This window comes from Streptosporangium sp. NBC_01810, from assembly GCF_035917355.1.
In the GTDB taxonomy this organism is placed as follows: Bacteria; Actinomycetota; Actinomycetes; order Streptosporangiales; family Streptosporangiaceae; genus Streptosporangium.
This window is the reverse complement of the sequence record NZ_CP109070.1, coordinates 1,544,731-1,569,303: the sequence shown is the minus strand read 5'-3', so window position 1 is coordinate 1,569,303 and position 24,573 is coordinate 1,544,731. Positions and strand designations below refer to the sequence as shown.

Below are 24,573 nucleotides of genomic sequence, written 5' to 3'. Positions count from 1 at the left end.
CCCCCTCTCCGAGGTCACCGCCTCAGCCCGCGTCACGGCAGGCCCGGTAGAAGTCGCGCCAGTCCTGACGCTCGCGCACCACGGTCTCCAGATACTCGCGCCAGACGACGCGGTCGGAGACCGGGTCCTGGATCACCGCACCGGCGATGCCCGCGGCCACGTCGGAGGGGCGGAGCACCCCGTCGCCGAAGTGCGCGGCCAGCGCGATGCCGTTGGTGAGGACGGAGATGGCCTCGGCGGTGCTGAGCGTGCCGCTGGGGGATTTGACCTTGGTGCGGCCGTCCTCGGTGACACCGGTGCGCAGTTCCCGGAAGACCGTGACGACGCGGCGGATCTCCTCCAGCCCGGTGAGGGTCTCGGGCAGCTCCAGGGAGCGGCCGAGCTGGCCGACCCTGCGGGAGACGATGTCCACCTCCTCCTCTGCGGTGGCCGGCACCGGCAACACGACCGTGTTGAACCGGCGGCGCAGTGCGCTCGACAGGTCGTTGACGCCGCGGTCACGGTCGTTGGCGGTGGCGATGATATTGAAACCTCGCTCGGCCTGCACCTCCCGGTTGAGCTCGGGAATCGGCAGCGTCTTCTCCGACAGCACGGTGATCAGCGCGTCCTGGACGTCGGAGGGCATCCGGGTCAGCTCCTCCACGCGGGCCAGCCGCCCCTCGGCCATCGCCCGCATCACCGGGCTCGGCGTGAGCGCCTCCATGGACGGGCCCTCGGCCAGCAGCCTGGCGTAGTTCCAGCCGTAGCGGATGGCCTCCTCCGCGGTGCCCGCCGTTCCCTGCACGAGGAGTGTGGAGTCACCGCTGATCGCGGCGGCCAGATGCTCCGACAGCCAGGTCTTGGCGGTGCCCGGCACGCCGAGCAGCAGCAGCGCGCGGTCGGTGGCGAGCGTCGCCACGGCCACCTCGACGATGCGCCGCGGCCCGATGTACTTGGGGGTGATCTGGTCGCCGTCACCGAGGACGTAGGTGGTCACCGCCCAGGGCGACAGTTTCCAGCCCGGCGGACGGATCCGGTCGTCGCCCTTGGCCAGGACCGCCAGTTCCTCGGCGTACTGGTCTTCGGCGTGGGCCCGCAGAACCGTTGTCACTGTGTGAGCTCCTTCAACATGTCGTCGCGGAAACGCAGGAGGGCGGCGACCTCCTGGATGGACGGCTCCAGCGAGAGCCGCCCGGCCATGTCGTGCAGTGCCGGATCGATGCGTTCACCGGCGAGCTTGGTCAGCTCGCCGAGGTTCCACGGCTGGGTGCCGGACACCTCGATGATCTTCTGGAGGACCGCCGTGGCCAGGGCCGGCCCCCAGGGGGCCGCGGCCCCGCCGAGAACCATGATCAGTTGGCCGTCCAGGCCGTGCCGCCGTACGAAGTCGGCCGCGACGCTCTCCTGTCTGTCACGGGGCAGCGCGGCCAGCAGGTCGGCGATCGGATCCCAGGCGAACAGCTCCAGCGCCCACTCCGGGTCACCCTGGAGAACGGCGGCCCTGACCCAACCGGCCATGACCTCGCGGCTCCAGTCAACGATCTTCATGCGGACCAGCTCCCGGGGCGGCCGGCCGAGCAGCCGGGGCCAGACTTCGAGCGGTGTGCGGGCCACGGCCTGCTGCAGCCACCAGCCCCGCTCGCCGGTCCCCCGGGGTGCCTTCGCCCGGATGCCGTCGCGTTCCATGGTGCTGTCGCAGGCCACCGGCGGGTCGACGTGGATCTCACCGCCGGCGACGGTGACGTACCGGGCGACGCGCTCTGCCATGCGCAGGGCCAGGCGCGATCCGGGGAGCCGGGTGAGCAGGTCGGCCGCCTGGTGGCGGACCTCTCGGCGGCGGTCGTCGAGCGCGGACTCCAGGAACGGCTCGTCCTCCGGCGACAGCCCGGCGCTGAGAGCCTCCAGGAACGCCGCCCTGTCGTCGGGGCCCTCCTTCTCCCAGGTGGCGGCGAGCAGTTCCCTGGCCCTCGTCGGATCGGCCGTCCGCAGCTCGCCCAGGTGGACGCGACGGTCACCCGAGGTGCCGAATTCCCAGACCTGCGAGGTCGGCTCGGAGCCGGTCGCGGCCACTCCCGTGACCTCCTCCAGCAGGAAGCCCCACGCCGGGTTCAGCCCCGCCAGCCAGCGCCCCCGGTTTCCCGCCAGGACACCGAGGTACGGGCGGATCGACCTGTCCCTGGCCGCGTGGTCGAGGAGCTCGGGCAGCAGGTGGGGCGAGAGGCGGTATCCACGCCCGGCCGCGGTCTCCAGCCACTCGGTGAGCAGTCTCGGCTGCTCACCACCGAGAACGCGGGCGAGCCTGTCGCCCGCGGCGCGCGAGACCTCGGGCCGCTCCTCGGGCGCCGCGAGGGCCGGCGGCTCGCCCGGGGCGATCGGCCGCCGTCCCGCGCGCATCCGCAGGGTGTGCACGGCCGCGTGCCCGAGCAGCTCGACCTCGCTCGCTCCCTCCCCCGGCAGCGGGCGCCGGTCGGTCCCGACGAGCGCGGTGGACACCAGTTCCTCCCAGTCGGCGGAGGCGTTCACAGGGTGATCACCCGGCCTTCCTCATCCCAGGTCGTGAGGGGACGCAGGCCCCTCGGGGTCCATTCGGCGGCGACGGTCAGCGGGTGACCGCCCGAGGTGGCGACCAGCCGCCACGGGGTTCCCACGGACTCCTGGAGCGGCAGCCCGCCGGAAGGGCCGGCTAGGAGCCGCGAACCACTCCCCGCGGGGGTCACCCCCTCCAGCACGAGCGGCCAGGAGTCGAGCCAGGGGTCACCCGCCAGAGCCTCGGCCACCTCGTCCAGTGCCCGCTCGATGGTCAGGCCGGGCGGCGGACCGCTTGGGGCGGCATCATGGGCGGTGTCGTAGCGGGCGGCGACCACCGCGCGCAGCGGAGTCGAGCCTGGATAGAACGCCAGGTCGGCGTCCACGGTCGTGCCGGTGACGAGCGAGGCGTCGAGGGCCTGTCCGACCGGCGCGAACGAGAGCACCAGCGCCGCCCTGCCCGTCCGGCGCCCGCGCAGCCAGACCCGGCGCGCGATCAGCCGGTCGTGCTCCTCGTCGCGCCGTCCCAGCACGTCCCACAGGTCGCGGACGGGCTCCCCCGCGAGCACCTCCTCCTTCGTCACCGAGAAACCGACCCGGTCGCGCACCCTTTCCAGAAGCCCCGCGGGCGCGACTTCCGGCACATTCCCTGAGCCGTCGCCGACCCCACCGTCGACCCCACCGTCGGCCGGAGCCGAGAGACTGCGGTGGGCCACGCAGAGCAGGTGCAGCAGCGCGTACTCGCTGAGCAGGCGGGCGGGCCAGTCATCGCCGTCCAGCACGGTGTTGAGGCGCGACAGCGACCCCGCGACGGCGGGCGCCTGGGCGTCGATCAGGCGCTTGACCAGGTCGTCCCACTGGTCGTGGCGCCGTGACCCGGCGAGGCCCTGCCTGATCTGGTCGGCGAGCCAGCGCTCCAGATCCGACAGACCGGCGGCCACGCGTTGCTCGCGCAGCGCGGCCCTGCGGCTGTCGGCGGGACCCGCCTCGCCGGACCTGGCGGCGCGGGTCGCCCCCGCCTCCGCCGCCCTGGCCGCGCGGTCGCGCCGCCCGTCGAGCCACTCACCCACCCAGTCGGCGACCTCCTCCGCGGCGGGGACACCGTTGGCCGACCACAGGAGCAGCAGGCCGAGAGCGTGTTTGCACGGGAACTTCCTGCTGGGGCAGCTGCACCGGTAAGCGGGCTCGGACAGGTCGACGCAGGCCCGGTAGGGCTTGGAGCCGCTGCCCGCGCACTCGCCCCACACCGCGTCGGCGGTGACTCCGGCCCCCGACCACTTTCCGGGGGAGGAAATCGTCCCCGCCGCTTTCTGGGACGAGGCGTCGGGCGCGAGCGCCAGCACCTGATCCCGATTCCACCGTTCGATCACGGACCGAACCTAGCCAACCCCCCCGACAAATCCGGACCGATCTAGCGCAGCCCATCACCATCCCCTCCGATGACTCCCGCACCGATTCCCCCGCATCGCACCGGAGTACCCGGAAGGCGACTCCAAGCCGCCGCGTAATCCTCCCCGCACACCGGTCGCACGGCCCGTCCGGCGGAACCGGAGTCCCTAGAATCTTCGCCATGACCATCCCTTCCCGTCCTCCGCTCGCCGAGACCCTGGATCTGCTGCCGCACCCCGAGGGCGGCTGGTTCCGCGAGACCTGGAGGACCTCCGTCGACCTCACCCCGCCCGGGTACGCCGGAGCGCGGGCCACCGCGACAGGCATCTACTTCCTGCTGGAGCCCGGCCAGGAGTCACGCCCGCATGTGGTCGCCTCCGACGAGGTGTGGTTCTGGCACCGGGGCGGCCCGTTGACACTGATCCTCGGCGGCCACGAGGGCCAGCCCTCCCACTCCGTGACCCTGGGTCCGCTGGTGGAGGAGGGGCAGGTCCCGCAGGCGGTAATACCCGGCGGCACCTGGCAGGCCGCCCGTCCCGCCGGCGACGAGGGCGTACTGGTGAGCTGCGTCGTGTCCCCCGGTTTCGACTTCGCCGACTTCCGCATGCTTTGACGGACAACGCGACGAGCGGCATGACGGACAACGCGACGGACAACGCGACGAGCGGCGTGACGACGGTGTGGCTGACGATGCTGTGACGACCTTCCGCCCGATGTGACGGCTTCGCTTCGCACGGGAAGAATACGGTCACAAGTCCACACCGGGAGGTCGAAGGTGACCAGCGAGATCGTCTCCGTCATCGGCGGAAAAGAAGCGTCCAACGGCACGGCCTACGAGTCGGTCAACCCGGCTCGCCTGGACGAGGTGGTCGCGCGGGTCCGGCTGGCGGACGCGAGCACGTTCTCCTCCGCGTGCCGCACGGCCACCGCGGCCCAGCGGGAGTGGTCGCGGGTTCCCGCGCCCGTCCGGGGGCGGGTGATCGCCTCGATCGGCCGGCTGGTGGAGGCCAATGCCGAGGAACTGGCCCGCCTGGTCACCCGCGAGATCGGCAAACCGTACGCCGAGGCGCTGGGCGAGGTACGCGAGATCGTCGACACCTGTGACTTCTTCCTCGGCGAGGGCAGGCGGCTGTACGGGCAGACGGTCCCCTCGGAGATGCCGGACAAGAACCTGTTCACCTTCCGGGTCCCTGTGGGGGTGGCCGCGGTGATCACGGCGGGAAACTTCCCGGTCGCGGTGCCGTCGTGGTACCTGGTCCCGGCGCTGCTGTGCGGCAACGCGGTGGTGTGGAAGCCCGCCGAGTACGCGGCCGCCTCCGCGCACGCGCTCTACCGGCTGTTCGCGGCGGCCGGGCTGCCCGACGGCGTGCTGAACCTGGTCCTCGCCGACGGCGCCGCGACGTTCGAGGGCCTGGAGGCGGCGCTGGCCGAGGGCACGGTGCACAAGGTCGGGTTCACCGGATCCACCGAGGTGGGCCGCGCCGTCGGCGAGCTGTGCGGGCGCCACCTGCAGTCTCCCTGCCTGGAGCTGGGCGGCAAGAACCCGATGGTGGTCATGCCGGACGCCGACCTGGACCTGGCCGTGGAGGGCGCGCTGTTCGCGGGCTTCGGCACCGCCGGGCAGCGTTGCACGTCACTCGGCACGGTGATCGTGCACGAGAGCGTCCATGAGGAGTTCCTCCGCCGGTACACGCGCGCCGTGGCAGAGGCGGCGATCGGCGACCCCGCCGGGGATGTGCTCTGCGGCCCGCTGCTCGATGAGAGGTTCGCCTCGCGCTACGAGGAGTACCTGGGCTGGATCCAGCCGCACCACACCGTCGTCTCCGGTCTCACCGGCCGCATCACCCCGGACAACCCGCGCGCCGACTTCACCGGTGAGGGCGGCCTCTACTACCATCCGGTCATCGTGGACGGCGTCCGCCCCGACGACCGGCTCTTCCTGGAGGAGACCTTCGGCCCCGTCGTCGGCGTGACCCCCTTCGCCACCCTGGAGGAGGCCGTCGACCTGGCCAACCTTCCCGGCTACGGGCTCTCCTCCTCCATCTACACCACCGACCCGAGGTCGGCGTTCCACTTCCGCGCCGGCATCGGCGCGGGCATGGTCAGCGTCAACAACTCCACCTCCGGTGCGGAGGCCCACCTGCCTTTCGGCGGCAACGGCAGGTCCGGCAACGGCAGCCGCCAGTCGGGGATGTGGGTCCTCGACCAGTTCACCCGCTGGCAGGCGATGAACTGGGACTACTCGGGCAGGCTCCAGAAGGCCCAGATGGACGTCGCCGAAATCGTCCCCGACCTGGACTTCCGCCTCTGACGCCCGGGAACCGTCTGGACCCCCGCCACGGTGGCGGGGGTCCAGACGGTCACCGGTGCCCTGTGGCGGCGGGTTCAGTGGTGGGGCAGCACGTGTGCGAAGAGCGCGAAGCCCGTGAAGAGCAGGAACGCGACCGCGATGAGGGAGTACAGCAGGGCCGGCTGCGGCATACGGCGACGCGGCCGGGGGTCGGCGGGCGAGGAGGCGCTCGGACTGGCCCGCGCGGAGGCGAGGCGGCGCGGGCGCTCCGACATCGGGTTCTCCGTGGCGGACGCGCACGCGCTGCCCTTTCCCGACGACACCTTCGACGTCGTCCACGCCCACCAGGTACTTCAGCACGTCGGCGACCCCGTACTGGCGCTGCGCGAGATGCGGCGGGTCTGCAGGCCGGGTGGGATCGTCGCGGTGCGCGACAGCGACTACGCCGCGTTCACCTGGTTTCCCGAGATACCCGAACTGGACGAGTGGCTGGACCTCTACCGCAGGGTGGCGAGGGCGTGCGGCGGCGAGCCCGACGCCGGGCGGCGACTGCTGTCGTGGGCGCACACGGCGGGATTCACCGACGTCTCGGCCACCTCATCGACCTGGTGCTTCGCCACGCCCGAGGACCGAGCATGGTGGGGTGGCATGTGGGCCGAGCGGGTTCTGAAGTCCGACATGGCCCGCCTGGCCCTCGCCTCGGGCGGCGCCACCGAGGGGGACCTGCGCCGCCTCTCCGAGGGCTGGCGCGCCTGGGCCGGGGAGCGGGACGGCTGGCTGTCGCTGCTCCACGGCGAGCTGATCTGCCGCGTCTGACCGGCGCCGGAACCTTGCCGCGAGGTTCTCGCGGAGCAGGTCTCGGGGCGCCCCGGCGAGGGCGCCCCGAGAATTGGTCAGGGCTGCTGAGTGATCTTGACGTTGTCGATGCCGGCCTCGACCAGGGATGCGGTCGAGGCGTCGGAGGCCTCGATCAGGATGCGGACCGTCTGGCCCGCGAAGGCGGAGAGGTTGGCCGTGGCGACCGCCCAGGCCCCGTTGCGGTTGGAGGCCGCGCCGAGTTGCTGGAACACCTGGGTGGTGGTGGAGCCGACGACCTTGACGCGCAGGAAGTCGGCGGTGGAGGAGTTGGAACCGTGCGCCAGGTACCACGACAGCGACAGGTTCAGCGTCCCGGTCGACGGCAGGGTGATGGCCGGTGACTGGATGGCGGTGACGCCTCCGTCGATGTCGTGGTCACCCGCCGCGGTGCCGGCGAGGCGGCCGGTGACCAGGTCGTTGGTGCCGCTGACCGTGGTGCCGAGCTGCTTGGCGCCGCTGGAGGTGGTGGCCTGCGGGACGCCGCGCTCCCACTGGCCCGAGGTGGCGGTGTCGGTGCCCGAGGGGTTGGCCGTCCAGCCGGTCGCCGTCTCGAAGGTGTCGGAGTAGACGGTCACCGGCGGGGTGCCGGTGCCGCAGTACTGCGACTCCTTGCCGATGATGCGGTAGACGCAGTCGGAGTACTCCAGGAAGCGGAGCACGGCTTCGCGGTTACGGGTGGTCTGCGGGACGATCTGCTCGTCGGGAGGGTAGAAGCCCGGCGAGGAGGATGCCGGATACATCTCGAAGGTGTAGCTGAAGATCTTGTGGACGCCCCACAGCCAGTCGTCGATCGTGCCGTCGGTGATGTAGAGGTCGCTGGCCTGCTGGGGGGTGTAGTTGTTGGTGGTGGCCATGTTCTGGCCCAGCGTCGCGTGGGCGTCGCGGTCGTCCTGGGTCAGGCCGGGGCCGGTGTCGTTGTAGGTGTAGCCGTACGGCCACAGGATCAGCTCGCCGTAGGTGTGCCAGTCGATGTGCGCCTTGACCTGCTGCACCCCGCCGACGACCCTGCTGCGGACCCAGTTGGACACCGCCCTGACCTCGGGAGCCGACTCGGCCGCGGAACCCCGGTAGGTCTCGCTGGAGGTGGAGCCGGAGGAGCCTCCGCAGCAGCCCCAGTTGTAGCCCCAGTTGCGGTTCATGTCCGTGCCCACGGACGACGAGCCGGAGTTGGGTTGCCGGTTCTTACGCCAGGAGCGGTAGGAACCGTTGGCGATGTCGTACTCGCCGCCGTCGGGGTTGAGGTCCGGCATGATCCAGATCTCACGGCCGTTGACCAGGTTGGCGATCCGACCGTCGGTGGTGTAACCATCGGTGAGCAGGTTGAGCAGGTAGATCGCCATTTCGACGGTCAGGTGCTCGCGAGCGTGCTGGTGGTGGGTGAACAGCACCTCGGGTTCGTCCTCGTCGACGTTGACGTTGTCGCTGATCTTGATGGCGATCAGGTCGCGTCCCTCGTACGAGGTGCCGTAGCTGATCTTGCGGGCGATCGCCGGGTGGTCGGCGACGATCTGGTTCACCGCGGCGGTCATCTCGGCGTAGTTGTGGTAGCCGGAGTCGGCGGAGGGGAAGTCCGAACGCTGTTCGGGTCCGGTCTGGGATAAGGACTTGGGGATCTTCGTAACGGTGTGGCCGAGTTTCTTGATCTCGGCGACCTCGGCCTCGCTGGCGGTGACCACGACCGAGTCAGGATCGACCTGGTCGATCGCGGCACCGGTGGCCGCGATCGCGCTTCGCTGCTGAGAGGTGCTCGGCCCCTGGACCTTGTACTGGCTGTTCGGTGGCGGCTCGGCCGAGGCTCCCGCCCCGGTCACACCGAGACATAACAGCGCCAGGGCGGCGAACACCACGATCAGACGGCGTCTCACCTGCGTCCTCCTCAGACACGCGCTCTAGGGGTTTGTCGCGTGCCTCCACTGAGAGTCAGACAGGGATGTTGATTAGCAAAGGCCCAAATTTCAGGAGCCGCGTGATTTCCGCGCCGAGATCAGAAGACGACCTCGAACCAGAGCGTCCTGGCGCCCTCGGGAACGTCGTCCTGAATGCCCCAGTTGTCGGCGAGCAGGTCCACCAGGAACATGCCTCGGCCGCCCTCCGCCTCGGGGTCGTTGCGCACGTGCGGCATCGACGCGCCGGACCCGGCGTCACAGACCTCGACCAGCACCGCGGCCGACCCCACCGCCACGGTCATCGCGACCTCTCCGCCCCCTCCGGAACCCGAGTGGAGCACCGAGTTGGTCACCACCTCGCTCACCAGGAGAATGACGTCGTCGGACGCGGGGTGCCCCTCGCCCAGAAGTTCCCTGACCCGGCTCCGCGCCATGGACACCGATTCCGGAACCCCCTTGAGGGTCACGGTGGATCGAGGTGAGACGGCCTGCCGTCCGGTCGTCATGGTTGACCTCACTCCCCGACACGCATATTCCATGCACATCGCCCTCTGAGATGGCACACTCACTCACGGTGAACTGTTCTATCAAGGACTGCAATACCTCATGTTGAGATTCCACAGATTTCCTATCAAAGGACGGAGGGAGGTAGATGCGTGGCTTCTCGACGCAGCCCCACGGCCCGTCATCGCCGCCTGATGGCTGAACTGAACCGTCTGCGAAAGGACAGCGGGCTGACACGGGTGGAGGTGGCCGAGCGGATCGGCTCCACCGACACCACCGTCTGGAGATACGAGACGGGCCTGACCCGTCCCCGCCCCTCGGACGTGTCGGCCCTCACCGATGTGTACGGCGTGACCGGGGAGGCACGTGAATCCCTGATCCAGATGGCCGTGGAGGCCCGGCGGCGAGGCTGGTGGCACCCCCACCGCCAAGCCCTCAAACCGGGCTTCGACTCCTACATCGGGCTTGAGGCGGAGGCGTCGCTCGTGCGCTCGTACGAGCCGCTCGTCGTCCCCGGCCTGATGCAGACCGAACCGTACGCACGCGCGGTGATCGAGGCGACCTCCATTGTCCAGACCCCCTCCCAGGTCGAGGAGACGGTCTCCGTGCGCATCTCGCGCCAGCGGTTGCTGCACGGACCCGGTGACCCGATCCACCTTGTCGCGGTGCTCGACGAAGCAGTGATCCGGCGTCGGATCGGCGGGCGCGACGTCATGTCGGAGCAGTTGGAGCATCTCGTCCACCTCGGTGCGCTGCCCAACGTGGAGATCCGGGTCGCCCCGTTCTCCGCGGGAGCGCACGCGGCGATGGACGGCAAGTTCTGCCTGCTCAGCTTCCCCGAGCCCGAGGTTCCCGACCTGCTCTATCTGGAGCAGGCCGCGAGCGGGCTCGTGCCGGACGACCCGGAGCAGGTCAGCCGATACGCCTCCATGTTCGAGAGCCTCTGCGAGATGGCACTCGGCCAGGAGGATTCGGCGGCTTTCATCGCCCAGATGGCGAGAAGGTTTTCCACCCCCTAGCCGTAGAAGGAAGAAAAAGTGCGAGGGTCCACGATGGATCTGTCCGACGCCGAGTGGCGTAAGAGCGGTCGCAGCACCAACGGAGGCGACTGTGTGGAGGTGGCGGTCGTCCCCGGTGATCCGGCCGTTGCCCGGCACAAGGCCGACGCCGATCGGCTTTACCTCGTCCGCGACTCCAAGGACCCGGGCGGCCCGGCTCTGGCGTTCACCCGGAGCGAATGGGACGCCTTCGTCGGCGGTGTGAAGGACGGCGAGTTCGACTGACGGACCTCCGGGGGAACCTCACCGGTTCCCCCGGAACCTTCCGACCGCACAGCCCGCCCGCGGCCTCGGCCCGGCGGGCTGTGCGTGTTCGAAGCCGTCAGCGTAAAGGCCGCTCATCGGTGCCCTTGTAGCCGAGGACCCGCATGGCGACCTCGGGGTCCATCGCCGCGGCGAGCAACTGTGCCCGTTCCACGGCACTGTCACGCTGGGCTTCCGCCCTGGCCCTGGCGGCCTGTGATCCCCGGGTGACCGCGGCGACGATGCCCGCTCCCACGATCGCGGCCACTGCGGCGACGAACACCACCGTGAACATGCCGGTCTCCGGCGAACCCGCCCCGCCCGTCGCGAGCGTCCCGCCGTTGAGCGTGTAGACGCCCAGCAGCGTGAAGGCCGCCAGCGCCGCCAGGCCGGCCGCGACCAGGAGCACCACCCTCAGCCGCCCACCGCGCGGCGCGGGGACGACGGGCGGTGGAGGCGGTGGTGGAAACGGCACAGGCGGTGGCGGTGACGGCCTGGGCACCGGACCGTCGTCACCCCACGGTACGAAGTCCGGCTCGGCCATGACCGCCGAGGCCGGCGCGGCCGACATTATGGAGCCGTGGCCGTTGCCCGTGAGCACCGCCCCCTGGACGACCGCGGCGGCGGGTTCGAGCCGGAGCAGGACCGTCGGGACGGGAAGGGTGCGTGACACGTGGCTGTGCTCGCGATGCGCCCGCGCCGCCTCCAGGTGATACTCCTCGATCTCGGTGTAGAAGTCGTCCGAGAGATAGACCGAGCCGTCGACCAGCGGCCCCTGCCTCCGCTCCAGGATCGCGACCACGTCCTCACCGTTGAGCGTCTTGTGCGTCTCCAGCGCGTGGGCCAGGCACAGGACGTCTCTCCGGTGCTCCCGCAGCAGTTCCTCGGTCCTCTCCAGCAGGCGCACCAGGTTGAACTCGATGCGCTCACCCAGCACGTCGGGGGCCGGCGGCTGCCCGCCGCCCGGCGCCTTGGTGAAACCGATGCCCCCGCCACCGGGCTTGGGCATCGACTTGCCCCCCATGATCTCCAACTCCTGCAGCGCGGGCACCGAGGTCACCCCACGCCCCATGCCCCAGTGCGCCTCCATCAGCGCGGTGAGGTACGTCGCGGAGAACAGGTCACCCGAGACGCCGGAGGAGTTGTCCTCGCCGAAGAACATCCGCTCCCCCGCCAGCGAGGCGAGCGAGACCATGATGTCGGCCTCGTGCTCGGACTTCCAGCGGGTGAACTGGTCCTCGGGCTTGATGCTCGCGACCATGCCGAGATAGTCGGCGCCCTTCTCGATCGTGGCGATGTCGATCTCGAGGTGGTAGCGGGTGCGGTAGGCCGCCACGGCGTGGCATGCCTCGTGCACGGCGACCGCGTGCCGTTCGCGCTCGATGTACTCCACGTCCTCGGGCGGCCCGAGCTGCTTGAGCCGTTTGGCCCTGGTCACGTCCGACCAGGTGATGATCTCCCGGCCGTCACGGATCGCGGTGATCAACGACTCGTTCACCAGGTCCTTGATCGTGGCACCGGTGGCGTAGGGCGTGATCGTCGCCAGCTTGTCCAGCTGCTCGTCGGTCAGCTCGTGGTCGACCTTGTCGAAGTAGCCCCGGTAGGTGCGGACCCGGCCCGCCTTCGACGGGTAGCCCACCTTGTAGATGCGGTCGATACGGCCCGGCCGCAGCAGCGCCTCGTCCAGCGAGTTGGGCATGTTGGTGGCCATCATGACCAGGATCCGGTACTTCGGCGGCGGCTTTGGCCGCATGCCGAAGAGCCTTCGCACGTGCCGGTTGACGATGCCTCGCGGCTTCTTCAGGCCCGACAGCTCGGTGAGCAGCGCCTGCAGCGTGCCCGGGTCGCCGCCTCCGCCGCCCATACCGCCCATCATGAAGCGGCTGCGGCCGGTGTCCGGCTCCTGCTGTTCCGCCGCGCCGTTGCGGGTCAGCAACCAGCGGGTGTCCTCGCTGAGGTAGCCGAATCCATGGCATCCTGCGGCGTGCGGGGAGAATCCGGGGCCACCCCTGGGCCCCTGCTGCGCCAGCGAGCCACGCCGTCCGAGGGAGTCGGCCTCGTCGAAGAAGACGATCACGCCCCCATACCGCAGCGACAGCTTGCGGAGCTTCCTGAACAGCGACTTCACCTTCAGGATGCCGATGCCCATGAACATGTTGACGAACGCGCCGGGGTCGACGAACACGTACGGCTTGCCGGTCTCCCCCGCCACGGCCTCGGCCATCAGGGTCTTGCCGGTGCCCGGCGGGCCCCACAGCAGCAGGCCGCTGGGCACGTAGCCACCGCGCTCCTCGATCGCGTCCGGCCGCTCCAGGAAGACGATGTTCTCCTTGACCCGCTCGACGACGTGGTCCTGTCCCCAGACGTCGGTGAAGCGGGTCTTGATGTCGTCGGGGAAGTAGGTCTCCACACCGCCCCGCGACAGCAGCCAGAACAGGCCGATGAACTGGAAGGCGATGAAGAAGAACGCGAAGGCGAGCTGTGCCACGTACGGCAGCGCCTGCCAGAGCAACGCGGGCGCCTGGAACAGCGCGAGCGCGGGAGAGGTGTCCAGCACCTCGCCCAGGATGAGGGCGAGCACCGCGATCCAGAACAGCCACTTGATGGCACGCGCCATCCTGAAGCGGTTCCAGTCGGAGAAGCGGCGGTGGGTCCAGCTCTCGAAGCCGCCGAACACACCGCGCGTCCAGAACCGGTTGTATCCGGCGGAGCGCTCGCTGACGAAGAAGTGGAGCTGGCGCAGGAACTCGGCCCCCAGGAACCAGAAGATCCACGGCGCCGCGACAGCGGTGGTGATCATCGCATCCTGGAACGTCATGATGCCCTCGAATGAGGCCATCTCGCTCCATACCAGGATGAAGTAGATGATTGTCAGGATGAGGAGGAATTTGATCCGGTCCCAGAACGGCATCTTCTTGCGTTTGTCGGGATGCGGGTCCGTCGGACCTGAGCCGGGGGCCCGCAGTCCTTCGAAGGTGGGGGGCGGCGGAGGTGACTTCATGTACGGGCTTCTCCTCACCCGGCGAGTCGTTTGACCTTGAAAGATTGCGCGATCCTGTCGAATTCCCCGGCGCGCTTCCGGTAACAGGCGGCCGAGCAGCGGATCAGCAGGGTGGAGATCTGCTTGCCGTCCGGGGCCAGATAGGAGGTGAGGTCGAAGGTCTCCGTCCCGGCGCCCTCGATCGCGTAGTTGAACCGCACGTGCACCCCGCGCAGGCCGTCTCCGGGCTGAAGCACCTCGTCGGCGAGAAGCTCGAAGTTCCTCAGCGGGTAGCCGGGGATCTCCGCGTACTCCTTGCGCACCGTCTCGGTGACGGGCAGGACGGAGTTGCGCATGCTGTTCAGGGAGAGCGCGTCCTGCTCCTCGGGGAGGAGCTTGGCGATCCGGGCGAAGACGAATGGTTCGTCCTCGGTGCCGTAGCCGAGCAGGTGATCTGGAGACGGCTTGCTGTGGGCGTCGTAGGCGGTCGACCAGATGAGCTGTTTGCGCAGCTGCGCGGTGGCCGATTCGAGGTCGGCTCCGATGGTCGCCTTGTCCAGCGCCGTCTGGTCGACCTTCTGCCAGGCCGCCGGAACCTTGAAGTATGTCTGCCCGTCGTCGTGGCGGACGTAGGTGAACTCCGCACGTGCACATCCCGTGAGCCCGCCGGCCATGGCGGAACCAACCGCCACGGCAACCAAGGCGAACCCGGCCCTCGATCTTCTCACCAGGGCTGTACCTCCGCTTTACGGGTTAACGAGGTGGTTGTGCCCGTTTTTTAAGCGCCTCTCTCCTGTCTCGACCCATTCTCCTTAGGAATCTTGACCAAATCTTGCCGGGAACCCGACTTCACTTGTTACAAATCTCCGCCGTTGGCCTCACCACATCATTGAACCCTCCGCCTCCGCCTCCGCCTCCGCCTCCGCCTCCGCCTCCGCCGCAGACCGGAGGCAGACGGGCGTCCCCTCCGCCTCGGCCCGCGGCGGGAACCCCCAAGGGAATCCACTCAAAGCGATGCCCCTTTTATCCCTTCGCCGCCCATACATGCTTCTATAGGGATTTTCTAGGGTATGGAGCGATACAATTATGGAAACGGGATGCTCTTCCCACATTCACCGCAACGGGCGGCGGCCCTGGTCAATGTCGTCTTTCTCCGTGGTGTGCCGGCGGGGTCCGACCTCGAAGACCCGATGGTGCTGAACGGCGCCGCCCCCGGACCGAATCGGGCCGGGCCGGAGACGCGAGGGACAGGGATCGCACCGGCGGTCCGGGAGCGATCATGTTGCGGAAGACGACGGGACCTGTAACGCCGGACGATCCCTGGTACGACATATTGCTACATGGTAGGACTCTGAGGGAGAAAGATCTCTCCCTCGCGCTGGAACCGGCACCGGCCAGAGGGGTGAATACCCCCTGGCCGCCCTCGCCCTGGAACAGCTGGCCGACGGACTCGGAGTGCCCCATGAGCGATCACGCGGATGACACCGCTCCTGACCGCCGGACCCGCGGATTGGAGATCATGAAACAGGTCTACGGCTGGGATCACGTCGGGGACGGGCCGGGCGACTTCTTCGGGATGACCGTCGAGCACCTGTTCGCCGAGGTGTGGTCCAGGGAGGGGATCTCGACCCGCGACCGGCGGCTGCTGCTGGTCGGCCTGCTCGTCGGGCAGGGCATGGACGACGAGGTCGGGCTCCAGTTGGACGCGGCGCTGAGGACCGGCGACCTCACCCCCGACGAACTGCGCGAGATCGTCATCTTCCTCACCCACTACGCCGGGTGGCCCCGGGGAGCCAAGCTCAACGGCCAGGTCGAGGAGCTGATCGCCCGCGTCATGAAGTCCTAGCCCCCGCGGAGTCCGGCGGGGCCACCGTCGTCGACCTCCTCTCGGCCCGTTGGGGGACCGGGATTCCCCGCGCCGCCGACGCGCCGTCCCGAGGAAGGCGCGCGGCGGGGCGAGGTGGGTCACAGCCTCTCGACGTTGGACCCGCGGCAGCGGTTGCGGGTGTCGAGGACGAAGGCGCTCGCCCGTTGGACGAGCTCGTAGTCGAAGCAGTCGTGGTCGCTGAGAACCACCACCGCGTCCGCCGCCGCCAGCTCCCGTTCCGAGAACGCGACAACCTCGATGTCCTGCGGCAGCAGGAAGCAGTCCACGTGCGGGTCGGCGGCCCGCACGTCCGCGCCCAGCTTGCGCAGGCCCCTGACCACGTCGATCGCCGGTGACTCGCGGCAGTCACCGGTGTTCTTCTTGTACGCGAGGCCGAGCGCGAGCACCCGGCTGCCGTTGACCGGCTTGCGCAGCTGGTTCAGCGCGAGAACCAGCCGGTGCACGACATGGTCGGGCATGTGGTCGTTGATGTCGTTGGCCAGCTCCACGAACCGGAAGTTGTGCCCCAGGCTGCGCTTGACCTTCCACGACAGGTACGACGGGTCGATCGGCAGGCAGTGCCCGCCGACACCGGGCCCGGGAGTGAAGCGCAGGTAGCCGAACGGTTTGGTGGAGGCGGCGTCGACGGCCTCCCAGACGTCGATGTCGAGTTGCCTCGCGAAGATCGACAACTCGTTCATCAGGGCGATGTTGACATGCCTGAAGGTGTTCTCCAGGAGCTTGCACAACTCGGCCACCTGCGGCGAGGAGACCGGGACGACCTCGCCCACGATCCTCGCGTAGAACGCCCGGATCCTCTCCAGGGACGCCTCGTCGACGCCGGAGACCACCTTCGGCGTGTTCTCCAGGCGCCAGCGCGTGTTGCCCGGGTCGATCCGCTCGGGACTGTAGCCGAGGTGGAAGTCCTCCGGCGCGTGCAGCCCGGAGCCCTCCTCCAGCAGTGGCAGCAGGTACTCCCGGGTGGTTCCCGGATAGGTGGTGGACTCCAGCACCACTGTGGCGCCGCGCCGCAGCAGCGGGGCCAGCGACTCCCCCGCCTCGCCGATGTGGCTCAGGTCGGGAACGCCTTCGCGCAGCGGCGTCGGCACGGTTATCACGCAGACGTCGAACCCCTCGGCGGCGGCGTAGTCGGTGGCGGCCAGGTAGCGGCCGGAGCGGTGGGCCGCGGCCAGCGTCTCGTCCCCGATGTCCTCGACGTAGGACTCGGCGGCATCGAGCCGTTTGACCTTCCGGTCGTCGACGTCGATGCCCACCACGTCGAACCCCGCCTCGACGGCCCGCATCGCGAGAGGCAGACCGACATAACCCTGGCCGATCACAACCAGTTTCTCTCTCACGGCAGAACCCCCGTCGATTCGAGATGAGATACGACCTCGACTGTAGGAGTCTTGCTTTCCCGCACCGCCCATCTTGTCGCTCTCCGGGCGTGTCGCCCAATGCCCGGAGTCATTCAGGCACGCGAACGAGACCGATCCCGCCATTGAAAGCAGGATTAAAGTCCTAAATAACCACTCAATAACTTTAAATACATATTTATATATTTTATGTATATGCAGCAACCGATCGACGGGCGGTCAGACGGGCTTCCGCCGCTCCTCCCCACCTCATCTCTCCATCCCCCCGAACAGCACAGAGATCAATTTAGTACCGAAAAATAAGTAATATCAGGAAGTACTGCCGAGTAAATTTTCTATCAGCCGCATATCGAGATATGACCTTCTTGATCGCGCACAGGCTCGCGCACACCCCCCTCCACGGCACAGTCATCAGCGTGTCGCACGGCGTCCTTCGCCAACGTGACAACATTTCGGCGATTTACCTTTCAACCGGCCTTTAATCGCCTCCTGGGATTAATACCACAAATCACAGAAGCCCGATAGCGGCCTCAAGTTCCATTCATGACAGCTCGCAGGTGACGGACCGTACCGGGCGCCTGACACAGCACGAGATCAGTGAGGAGTTGTGTCGCATGTCAAAACCCGTTCGCGACGCGCTCGACCAGACGACAGACACGACCACGACCACGACCACGACCACGACCACAGTCGACGCCGGGCGTCCCCGGCGCCTGCCGCTTTCCCTGCGCCGCACGCGAGCCTTTGGCCGCACCGTGCTGAAGGCGACCGTGGTCGCCGCCCTCGCGATGGGCGCGGTCACCGGCACACCGGGAAGCGCGAACGCGGCCGACAGGAGTACGCGCGCGATCGATCCGGTGGACATCGGCAGCGCCGCCTCGTTCGGGGTTCTGGCCGGAAGCTCGGTCGGCAACTCGGACTCCACCACAGTCACCGGCGACCTCGGGATAAGCCCGGGAAACACCCTGGTCGGCTTCCCCCCCGGCGTGGTGTCGGGGAGCACGCACCTGGCCGACGCCACCGCGGCGCAGGCCAAGGCCGACGCGGTCGCCGCCTACAACGACATCGTCGGGCGCGCCCCCACCGCCACCGTGTCCCCCCAGCTGGGCGGGACGACCAAGGGGCCGGGCGTCTACAACAGCACCAGCGGCAACTTCTCGATCGACGGAACCCTCACCCTTGACGCCCAGGGTGATCCGGGCGCCGTCTTCATCTTCAAGTCGACCATCCTCACCGCGGCCAGCATCAGCAACATCGCCCTGCTGCGCGGCGCCCAGGCCGACAACGTCTTCTGGCAGGTCGGCGACACGGCGACCCTGGGGACGTACTGCACGTTCCGCGGCAACATCCTGGCGCAGAACTCGGTTGGGGTGAACAGCGGCGCCAACGTCATCGGCCGCGCCTTCGGGCTCGGCATCACGGTCTCCATCCAGGGCACCAACAGCCTGCCGCACACCCGCGTCACCGTGCCGAACGACCCGCCGACCACCACGAACCTGACCGTCTCGGCGAGCTCCGCGTGGACCGGGTACCCGATCACCCTGACGGCCGCGGTGCAGGCGGTCAGCGGCTCGATCGTGCCGGCCGGCGAAGTGGTCTTCAAGGACGGTTCGACGGTCCTCGGCTCGGCCTGGCACGACGACCAGGGCCCCGCCCGGATCACGGTATCCGACCTCGTCGGGGGAGAGCATCAGATCATCGCCGTCTATCTCGGGGGCGACACCTTCGACCACGAAGCCCTGATCCACTTCGCGCCGAGCACGTCGGTGCCCGTCACCGTGAACATCTCGGACAGCCTGTGGGACAACTCGGGGACACCCGCCGCGTCGCAGGCGGATCCACAGCCGATCACCGTCGGCGTCAAGTTCAGGGCGACGACGAGCGGGACCGTGACCGCCGTCCGGTTCTACAAGGGCGCGCAGAACACCGGCACCCACACCGGGAGCCTGTGGACGAGCGGCGGCAGCCTCCTGAGCAGCGCCACCTTCACCGACGAGAGCCCCACCGGCTGGCAGCAGGCCACCTTCGCGACACCGGTGCCGATCACCGCCGGCACCACCTACATCGCCGCCTACCACACCACATCCGGCAACTACTCGGTGACCCGGCCCTACTTCACCACCTCGCGGACCAACGGCCCGCTCGTCGCCCTGGCCAACGGCACCGAGGGCGGCAACGGCGTCTACACCTACGGTGCGACGAGCACCTTCCCGACGAGCAGCGTCCAGGCGACGAACTACTGGGTCGACGTCGTGTTCGTCCCGACGAACAGCCTGTGGGACAAGGTGGCGACGCCCGCCGTCCTGTCGCAGCCCGACTCGCGGGGAACCACCCTCGGCGTCAAGTTCAAGCCGACGACGAACGGCAAGGTGAGCGGGGTCCGGTTCTACAAGGGCGCGCAGAACACCGGCACCCACACCGTGCTCCTGTACGCCGCCAACGGCGAGCGGCTGGTCGGCGCCACCTCCACCCCCGCCGACGAGACCGCCACCGGCTGGCAGCAGGTCAACTTCGCGGCACCCGTCGACGTCACCGCCGACACCACCTACATCGCCGCCTACCACACCACATCCGGCAACTACTCGGTGACCCGGCCCTACTTCACCTCGCAGTACGCCAACGGCTCCCTGGTCGCTCTGGCCAACGGCGCCGAAGGCCCCAACGGCATCTACCGATACGGCATCACCGCCGGCTTCCCGTCACTCGGCTACCAGTCGACGAACTACTGGGTCGACCCGGTCTTCAACGAGTGACCCGGGTCCTTTCCGCCCCAGGTTCTCCGGTGGCCGGCTGACACCCGGATCCGACGCCACTGTCAGGGCGCCCGCTCCTTGGAGCGGGTGCCCTGACACCTGGGCGTCCCGGGTACCACCCGACGAACCCGGTAGCGCCGGTGACGAGGGCTCTCAGCCTCGCACCTGGATCCTGCTGTGGTCGCCCACCATGAGCTCGTGGGTGTTGGACACCCCGGCCGCGCGACTGACCTCGACGCTGCGCCCGATCAGGGAGTGCGCGACGCGTGAGACGCCCCGCACCGAGGAGCCGTCGAGCACGATGGAGTATTCGATCTCGGCGCCGTCGACCAGGCAGCCGGAACCGATCGAGGTGAAGGGGCCGACGTAGGAGGAGAGGATCTTGGTGTCCGCGCCGATCACGATCGGCCCGCGGAGGATCGAGTTCTCCACCACCGCGCCCGCCTCGACGACGACCCGCCCGGTGATCTCGCTCAGGCCGTCCACGGTTCCCCTGACGTCGGGCTCGACGCGTTCGAGGACGATGCGGTTGCACTCCAGCATGTCCTGGAGGCGTCCGGTGTCCTTCCAGTAGCCGCTGACGAGGTGCGAGTGGACCCGGAAACCGTTGCCGACGAGCCAGGAGACGGCGTCGGTGATCTCCAGTTCGCCGCGCGCCGACGGGGTGATCGCCCGAACCGCCTCGTGGATCGCCGGGGAGAAGATGTAGACCCCGACGATCGCGAGGTCGCTGCGCGGGCGCTCCGGCTTCTCCTCCAGGCCGATGATCTCACCTTTCGGCCCTAGCTCGGCCACCCCGTAGAACTGCGGTTCGGCGACCCTGGTGAGCAGGATCTGCGCGTCGTGGTCGTTCCGACGGAAGTCGTCCACCAGACCGGTGATGCCGTCCACCAGGAAGTTGTCCCCCAGGTACATCACGAACGGCTCGTCGGCGAGGAACTCCTTGGCGATCAGAACGCAGTGCGCCAGCCCGAGGGGAGCCTCCTGGGGGATGTAGGTGACGTCCAGCCCGAACCGCGAGCCGTCGCCCACCGCGGCCCGGATCTCGTGGCCGGTGTCGCCGACGACGATGCCCACGCCGGTGATACCGGCCTGCCTGATCGCCTCAAGCCCGTAGTAGAGCACCGGCTTGTTGGCGACCGGGACCAGTTGTTTCGCCGAGGTATGGGTCAGCGGGCGCAACCTCGTCCCCTTGCCGCCCGCCAGAACGAGTGCCTTCAACGCTCTTTGGGTCCTTCCGCGAAGAACGCATGACCGTGCGGTCACATGTCCGCCGGAGTTTATCGAGAACCAGAATCGACGCTTCCGCACCGGCACGCGTCTTTACCGAACGGTGCATGACGTGTTGCCGATTTCAAACTCTTCCTCGATTACGGAACACCCAGGCCCGATTTATCGCATAACTCAGCGGCGGACTCGTCGCTATCACCACCCCCTGGGCCACCATGACCGGGATCCCGGCGAGCTCCACCAGAAGCGGGACCCCGATGACGGACACCGCCAGGAAGCTCAGTCCGACCGCATAGAACCGCAGGTAGCCCCCGATCCAGGAGTCCCCGGAACCGCGGAAGACCACCAGCCGGTACCAGGGGTAGACGATCACCACGGTCGTCAAATGGCTGACCACGACCAGGAAAAGATAGGGGACGCGATCTTCAGCGGCCAGCAATCCTAGGCCGAGGAGAGCGCAATACACCACGGCCGTCATGGCGCCGGCGAGCAGGTATGTGATGCGGTGGTCACCAAAGGCCGAGATCACGGCCAGCCGCCCGAAAAGCGAATTATCGTTCCGGGCGGTTCTGTTTTCGACTTCAACCATGTGACGGTCGCTCCGGATCGTGATCCGACAGTGGGGCAAAAAAGGATTGTAGTAGGCGGCGAACAATAATCGGGGGATTAATGTCGGTGTCGGTGGTTATTCCGTGTTACCGCTCCGCGCGGACCCTTCCGGCGCTGGTGGACAGGCTCATACCGGTCCTGCGTGGCCTGTCCGTCCGGCACGAGGTGATCCTCGTCGTCGACGGAGGCCCGGACGACACCTGGGAGACCGCCGCCGAGCTGACCCGCCGGTTCGACGCCGTCAGGGCGATCCGGCTCTCCCGGAACTACGGGCAGCACAACGCGCTGGTCGCCGGCATCAGGGAGGCGGCATTCGAGGTCGTCGTCACCATGGACGACGACCTGCAACATCCGCCCGAGCAGATCCCCCTGCTGCTGGCCGCCCTCGAAGGCGACCGCCTCGACCTCGTGTACGGCGTCCCGCACGACGAGGAGCACGGGTTCCTGCGGAGTCTCGCGTCCCGGTCGGTCAAGGCCGCCATGGCCGGTGCGCTGGGCATCCGTACCGCGCGCACGATAAGCGCCTTCCGGGCCTTCCGTACGCACCTGCGCGACGGCTTCGAGGACCTGTCCGGGCCGCACGCGTCGATCGACGTGGCCCTGTCCTGGGCCACCGCGCAGGTGGGCTCCGTCGGCGTGCACATGAACGAGCGCGAGCACGGGCGATCGAACTACACGCCGTGCCTGCTGGTCGGGCACGCGATGAACATGCTCCTCGGTTACAGCACCGCTCCGCTCCGCGCGGCGAGCTACCTCGGATTCCTCGTCGGCGTGATCGGCCTGGTGCTGGGGGGCGCCGTCCTGTGGCGGTTCGCCGCGGGCGACACCACGGTGGCCGGGTTCACCACCGTCGCCTCGATGGTCGCGCTCTTCTCGTCCGCCCAACTGGTGTCCATCGGAGTCCTCGGTGAGTACATCGGCCGCATTCACGGAAACGGCATGGGCCGCCCGACATACGTGGTGCGCGAGCGTGCCGGGTCGCCGGCCGCCGCCCTTCCCCCGCGGCCCGGCGGCCCTAGCCTTCCCGCGCACGCAGGAGCCGGCTCCGGACCAGATGAACGGTGAGGAAGGTCTGGACGGGCTCGAATCCGTACCTCGCCCATGCCCGCTGCACCCGCGTGTTGTGCCCCTGGGTGGAGATGACGACCTCTGCCGCGCCACGTGCCAGCGCGCGGTCCTCGACGGCCCTGAGCAGGTGGGCGTACAGCCCACGCCCCTGCGAGCCGGAGACCACCCCGGCCAGCAGGATCTCCGTCCGGGGGCCGTCCTCCTCCAGCGTGGCCAGCCCGAGCACGCGCGGACTCTCCGCTCCCGCGCCTCGATCCTCCAACGCCAGACATCCCCCCTCGGCACAGGATCTCAGTGCCCACTCCTGATAGCCCGCCAGTGCCTCCGCGGCGTCGAACAGCGGATTGGCCAGGTAGTGGTTCCCGTACGCGCCGAAGATGTCGGAGACCAGCGCCTTCACCGCGGCGGGGTCGACCGGTTCCGACGTCCGCAGGTCAGGCGACGGAGCGGGCTCGCGCCCCCGCCCGGCGCGCAGGCGCCAGTACACGAGGGAGTCCGCGAACACGGCCGTCCTGTCGAAAGCGGTCAGCTTCGCGAACCAGCCGACGTGTTCGGCCGGATACCGGAGCACGACGACGTCCGCGGCCGACCCCAGGAGCGCCTCGGCGATCGTGGAGAACGGTGTCCCGGCCTCCGCGGGGACGGTGAGCCGCTCCACGGAGCATCCGAATCGGACCGATTCCAACGGCGACTCCACGGCCCGTACGGCCCTCGACCCGATCATGTCGCACCAGGCCATCAGCTCACCTCGTAGGACCGGACGGCGTCGATCACTCGCGCCACGCCGGTCTCGTCCAGATCGGCGAAGAGCGGCAGCCGGACGAGACGGTCGGCGACCCGCTCGGTGACCGGGCAGCCGCCCGGGGCCACCCGGCCGAACCGCGCCCCAGCGGGCGCGGCGTGCAGGGGCTGGTAGTGGAACGTCGCCTGCACGCCTTCGCTCCGGAGACGGCCGATGAAGGCCTGGCGGTTCTCCAGGTCCGGGAGCAGCAGGTAGTACAGGTGCGCCGGATGCGCGCAGCCTTCCGGGATCGCCGGCTGGGAGACCCCGTTTTTGATCGCCCAGTCCGCCAGGTCCTCGTGGTAGCGGTACCAGACGGCATGGCGCCGTGACTGGACCTCCTCAAACGACTCCAGCTGGGAGGTCAGCTGTGAGGCCAGGACGTCGGACAGCAGGTAGCTGGAGCCGATGTCCACCCACCGGTACTTGTCGACCTGGCCGCGGAAGAACCGGCTGCGGTCGGTGCCCTTCTCCCGGACGACCTCGGCACGCGCGACGAGACCGGCGTCGTTCAGGAGCAGCGCGCCTCCCTCCCCGCACTGCACGTTCTTCGTCTCGTGGAAGCTCTGCGCGGCCATACTGCCGAACGATCCAAGCGGCCGGCCCCGGTAGAACCCGCCCAGGCCGTGGGCGTTGTCCTCGATCAGAGTGAGGGAGTGCCGGTCACAGAGTTCGGCGATCTCCCGCATCGCGCACGCGATGCCCGCGTAGTGGACGACCACGACGGCCCGGGTGCGATCGGTGATCGCGGCTTCGATCAGCCGCTCGTCCACGTTGAGGGTGTCGGGCCTGCAGTCGACGAAGACCGGGACCGCCCCGCGCAGCGCGTAGGCGTTGGCCGTCGACACGAAGGTGAACGACGGCATGATCACCTCGTCGCCGGGCTGGAGATCCAGCAGGATCGCCGACATCTCCAGCGCGTGCGTGCAGGAGGTGGTCAGCAGCACCTGGCCGGCCCTGGTGATCTTTCCGAGGAGCTCGGCCGCCCGCCGGGTGAACGGCCCGTCTCCGCAGGTGGATCGCCGGCGCACGGCCTCCCCCAGGTACTCCAGCTCGTTCGTCGAGATATGCGTCCGGTTGAAGGGGACCATCGTCAGGTCGGTTGCGTTCACGGCCGAAGTGAACAACGAAAGGCCCGTCCGACACGCGTCGCGCCGTCGTTCCTTGGCGATCCAT

At 68.8% G+C, this 24,573-nt stretch carries 20 protein-coding genes; 8 read left to right on the top strand and 12 right to left on the bottom strand.

Features of this window, described 5'->3' with window-relative positions; genetic code table 11:
* Positions 1–22 precede the first annotated feature (22 nt).
* The 3 genes from OIE13_RS07320 to OIE13_RS07310 are packed head-to-tail and all read right to left on the bottom strand — an operon-like array spanning position 23 to position 3,875.
* Entirely contained in the window at positions 23–1,090 is a 1,068-nt protein-coding gene (locus OIE13_RS07320; protein ID WP_326641730.1) for an ATP-binding protein, read from the bottom strand.
* Complete coding sequence (locus OIE13_RS07315) at positions 1,087–2,502, bottom strand: DUF5691 domain-containing protein (RefSeq protein WP_326641732.1); 1,416 nt, start codon at positions 2,500–2,502, stop codon at positions 1,087–1,089. The genes OIE13_RS07320 and OIE13_RS07315 overlap by 4 nt, the downstream gene beginning before the upstream one ends.
* Positions 2,499–3,875, bottom strand: a complete 1,377-nt coding sequence (locus OIE13_RS07310) for an SWIM zinc finger family protein (protein WP_326641734.1) — start codon at positions 3,873–3,875, stop codon at positions 2,499–2,501. Before OIE13_RS07310 ends, OIE13_RS07315 begins: the two co-directional genes overlap by 4 nt.
* A gap of 200 nt (positions 3,876–4,075) precedes the next feature.
* Between OIE13_RS07310 and OIE13_RS07305 the strand changes: the two genes are divergently transcribed.
* From OIE13_RS07305 to OIE13_RS07295, 3 genes are all read left to right on the top strand, one after another.
* On the top strand, positions 4,076–4,507 hold the full coding sequence (locus OIE13_RS07305) for a cupin domain-containing protein (protein WP_326641736.1): 432 nt from the start codon (positions 4,076–4,078) through the stop codon (positions 4,505–4,507).
* 162 nt (positions 4,508–4,669) lie between these two features.
* Positions 4,670–6,205 carry an aldehyde dehydrogenase family protein gene (locus OIE13_RS07300; RefSeq protein ID WP_326641738.1) on the top strand — a complete coding sequence of 512 codons (1,536 nt, stop codon included), beginning with the start codon at positions 4,670–4,672 and terminating at the stop codon, positions 6,203–6,205.
* 30 nt (positions 6,206–6,235) lie between these two features.
* Positions 6,236–7,000, top strand: coding sequence for a class I SAM-dependent methyltransferase (locus OIE13_RS07295; protein WP_326829776.1), 765 nt, complete (start codon positions 6,236–6,238; stop codon positions 6,998–7,000).
* A gap of 77 nt (positions 7,001–7,077) precedes the next feature.
* Here OIE13_RS07295 and OIE13_RS07290 read toward each other — a convergent pair whose 3' ends face one another.
* Both OIE13_RS07290 and OIE13_RS07285 read right to left on the bottom strand, forming a co-directional pair.
* Positions 7,078–8,907 (bottom strand): M14 family zinc carboxypeptidase, encoded by a 1,830-nt coding sequence (locus OIE13_RS07290; RefSeq protein ID WP_326641741.1) that lies wholly within the window; start codon positions 8,905–8,907, stop codon positions 7,078–7,080.
* 119 nt (positions 8,908–9,026) lie between these two features.
* Positions 9,027–9,434: an ATP-binding protein gene (locus tag OIE13_RS07285; protein WP_326829775.1), complete on the bottom strand. Its 408-nt coding sequence runs from the start codon at positions 9,432–9,434 to the stop codon at positions 9,027–9,029.
* Positions 9,435–9,626: 192 nt separating this feature from the next.
* Between OIE13_RS07285 and OIE13_RS07280 the strand changes: the two genes are divergently transcribed.
* Complete coding sequence (locus OIE13_RS07280) at positions 9,627–10,451, top strand: helix-turn-helix domain-containing protein (RefSeq protein ID WP_326829774.1); 825 nt, start codon at positions 9,627–9,629, stop codon at positions 10,449–10,451.
* A gap of 33 nt (positions 10,452–10,484) precedes the next feature.
* Entirely contained in the window at positions 10,485–10,715 is a 231-nt protein-coding gene (locus OIE13_RS07275; protein WP_030922935.1) for a DUF397 domain-containing protein, read from the top strand.
* A 97-nt stretch (positions 10,716–10,812) separates the two neighbouring features.
* Here OIE13_RS07275 and OIE13_RS07270 read toward each other — a convergent pair whose 3' ends face one another.
* Together OIE13_RS07270 and OIE13_RS07265 are read right to left on the bottom strand one after the other, a co-directional pair.
* Complete coding sequence (locus OIE13_RS07270) at positions 10,813–13,734, bottom strand: AAA family ATPase (RefSeq protein ID WP_326641748.1); 2,922 nt, start codon at positions 13,732–13,734, stop codon at positions 10,813–10,815.
* Positions 13,735–13,748: 14 nt separating this feature from the next.
* Entirely contained in the window at positions 13,749–14,405 is a 657-nt protein-coding gene (locus OIE13_RS07265) for a hypothetical protein (protein WP_326641750.1), read from the bottom strand.
* A gap of 770 nt (positions 14,406–15,175) precedes the next feature.
* Between OIE13_RS07265 and OIE13_RS07260 the strand changes: the two genes are divergently transcribed.
* The gene (locus tag OIE13_RS07260) at positions 15,176–15,559 is read left to right on the top strand and encodes a carboxymuconolactone decarboxylase family protein (RefSeq protein WP_326641752.1); all 384 of its coding nucleotides are present in this window, start codon (positions 15,176–15,178) and stop codon (positions 15,557–15,559) included.
* Positions 15,560–15,678: 119 nt separating this feature from the next.
* Here OIE13_RS07260 and OIE13_RS07255 read toward each other — a convergent pair whose 3' ends face one another.
* Positions 15,679–16,938 carry a nucleotide sugar dehydrogenase gene (locus tag OIE13_RS07255; RefSeq protein WP_326641753.1) on the bottom strand — a complete coding sequence of 420 codons (1,260 nt, stop codon included), beginning with the start codon at positions 16,936–16,938 and terminating at the stop codon, positions 15,679–15,681.
* A 632-nt stretch (positions 16,939–17,570) separates the two neighbouring features.
* On the opposite strand from OIE13_RS07255, the gene OIE13_RS07250 reads away from it, so the two are divergent.
* Complete coding sequence (locus tag OIE13_RS07250) at positions 17,571–19,709, top strand: DUF4082 domain-containing protein (protein ID WP_326829773.1); 2,139 nt, start codon at positions 17,571–17,573, stop codon at positions 19,707–19,709.
* Between the two features lie 153 nt (positions 19,710–19,862).
* On the opposite strand, the gene OIE13_RS07245 is transcribed toward OIE13_RS07250, so the two are convergent.
* Positions 19,863–20,930, bottom strand: coding sequence for a glucose-1-phosphate thymidylyltransferase (locus tag OIE13_RS07245; RefSeq protein WP_326641757.1), 1,068 nt, complete (start codon positions 20,928–20,930; stop codon positions 19,863–19,865).
* Positions 20,931–21,063: 133 nt separating this feature from the next.
* The gene (locus OIE13_RS07240; protein WP_326641759.1) at positions 21,064–21,528 is read right to left on the bottom strand and encodes a GtrA family protein; all 465 of its coding nucleotides are present in this window, start codon (positions 21,526–21,528) and stop codon (positions 21,064–21,066) included.
* Between the two features lie 92 nt (positions 21,529–21,620).
* On the opposite strand from OIE13_RS07240, the gene OIE13_RS07235 reads away from it, so the two are divergent.
* The gene (locus OIE13_RS07235; RefSeq protein WP_326829772.1) at positions 21,621–22,613 is read left to right on the top strand and encodes a glycosyltransferase family 2 protein; all 993 of its coding nucleotides are present in this window, start codon (positions 21,621–21,623) and stop codon (positions 22,611–22,613) included.
* Here the strand turns inward: OIE13_RS07235 and OIE13_RS07230 are convergent.
* Together OIE13_RS07230 and rffA are read right to left on the bottom strand one after the other, a co-directional pair.
* A complete protein-coding gene (locus OIE13_RS07230; RefSeq protein ID WP_326641764.1) occupies positions 22,564–23,355 on the bottom strand; it encodes a GNAT family N-acetyltransferase in 792 nt (263 codons plus the stop codon). The two genes, OIE13_RS07235 and OIE13_RS07230, sit on opposite strands and share 50 nt — an antisense overlap.
* Complete coding sequence (rffA, locus tag OIE13_RS07225) at positions 23,355–24,509, bottom strand: dTDP-4-amino-4,6-dideoxygalactose transaminase (protein WP_326829771.1); 1,155 nt, start codon at positions 24,507–24,509, stop codon at positions 23,355–23,357. Before rffA ends, OIE13_RS07230 begins: the two co-directional genes overlap by 1 nt.
* Positions 24,510–24,573: the final 64 nt, after the last annotated feature.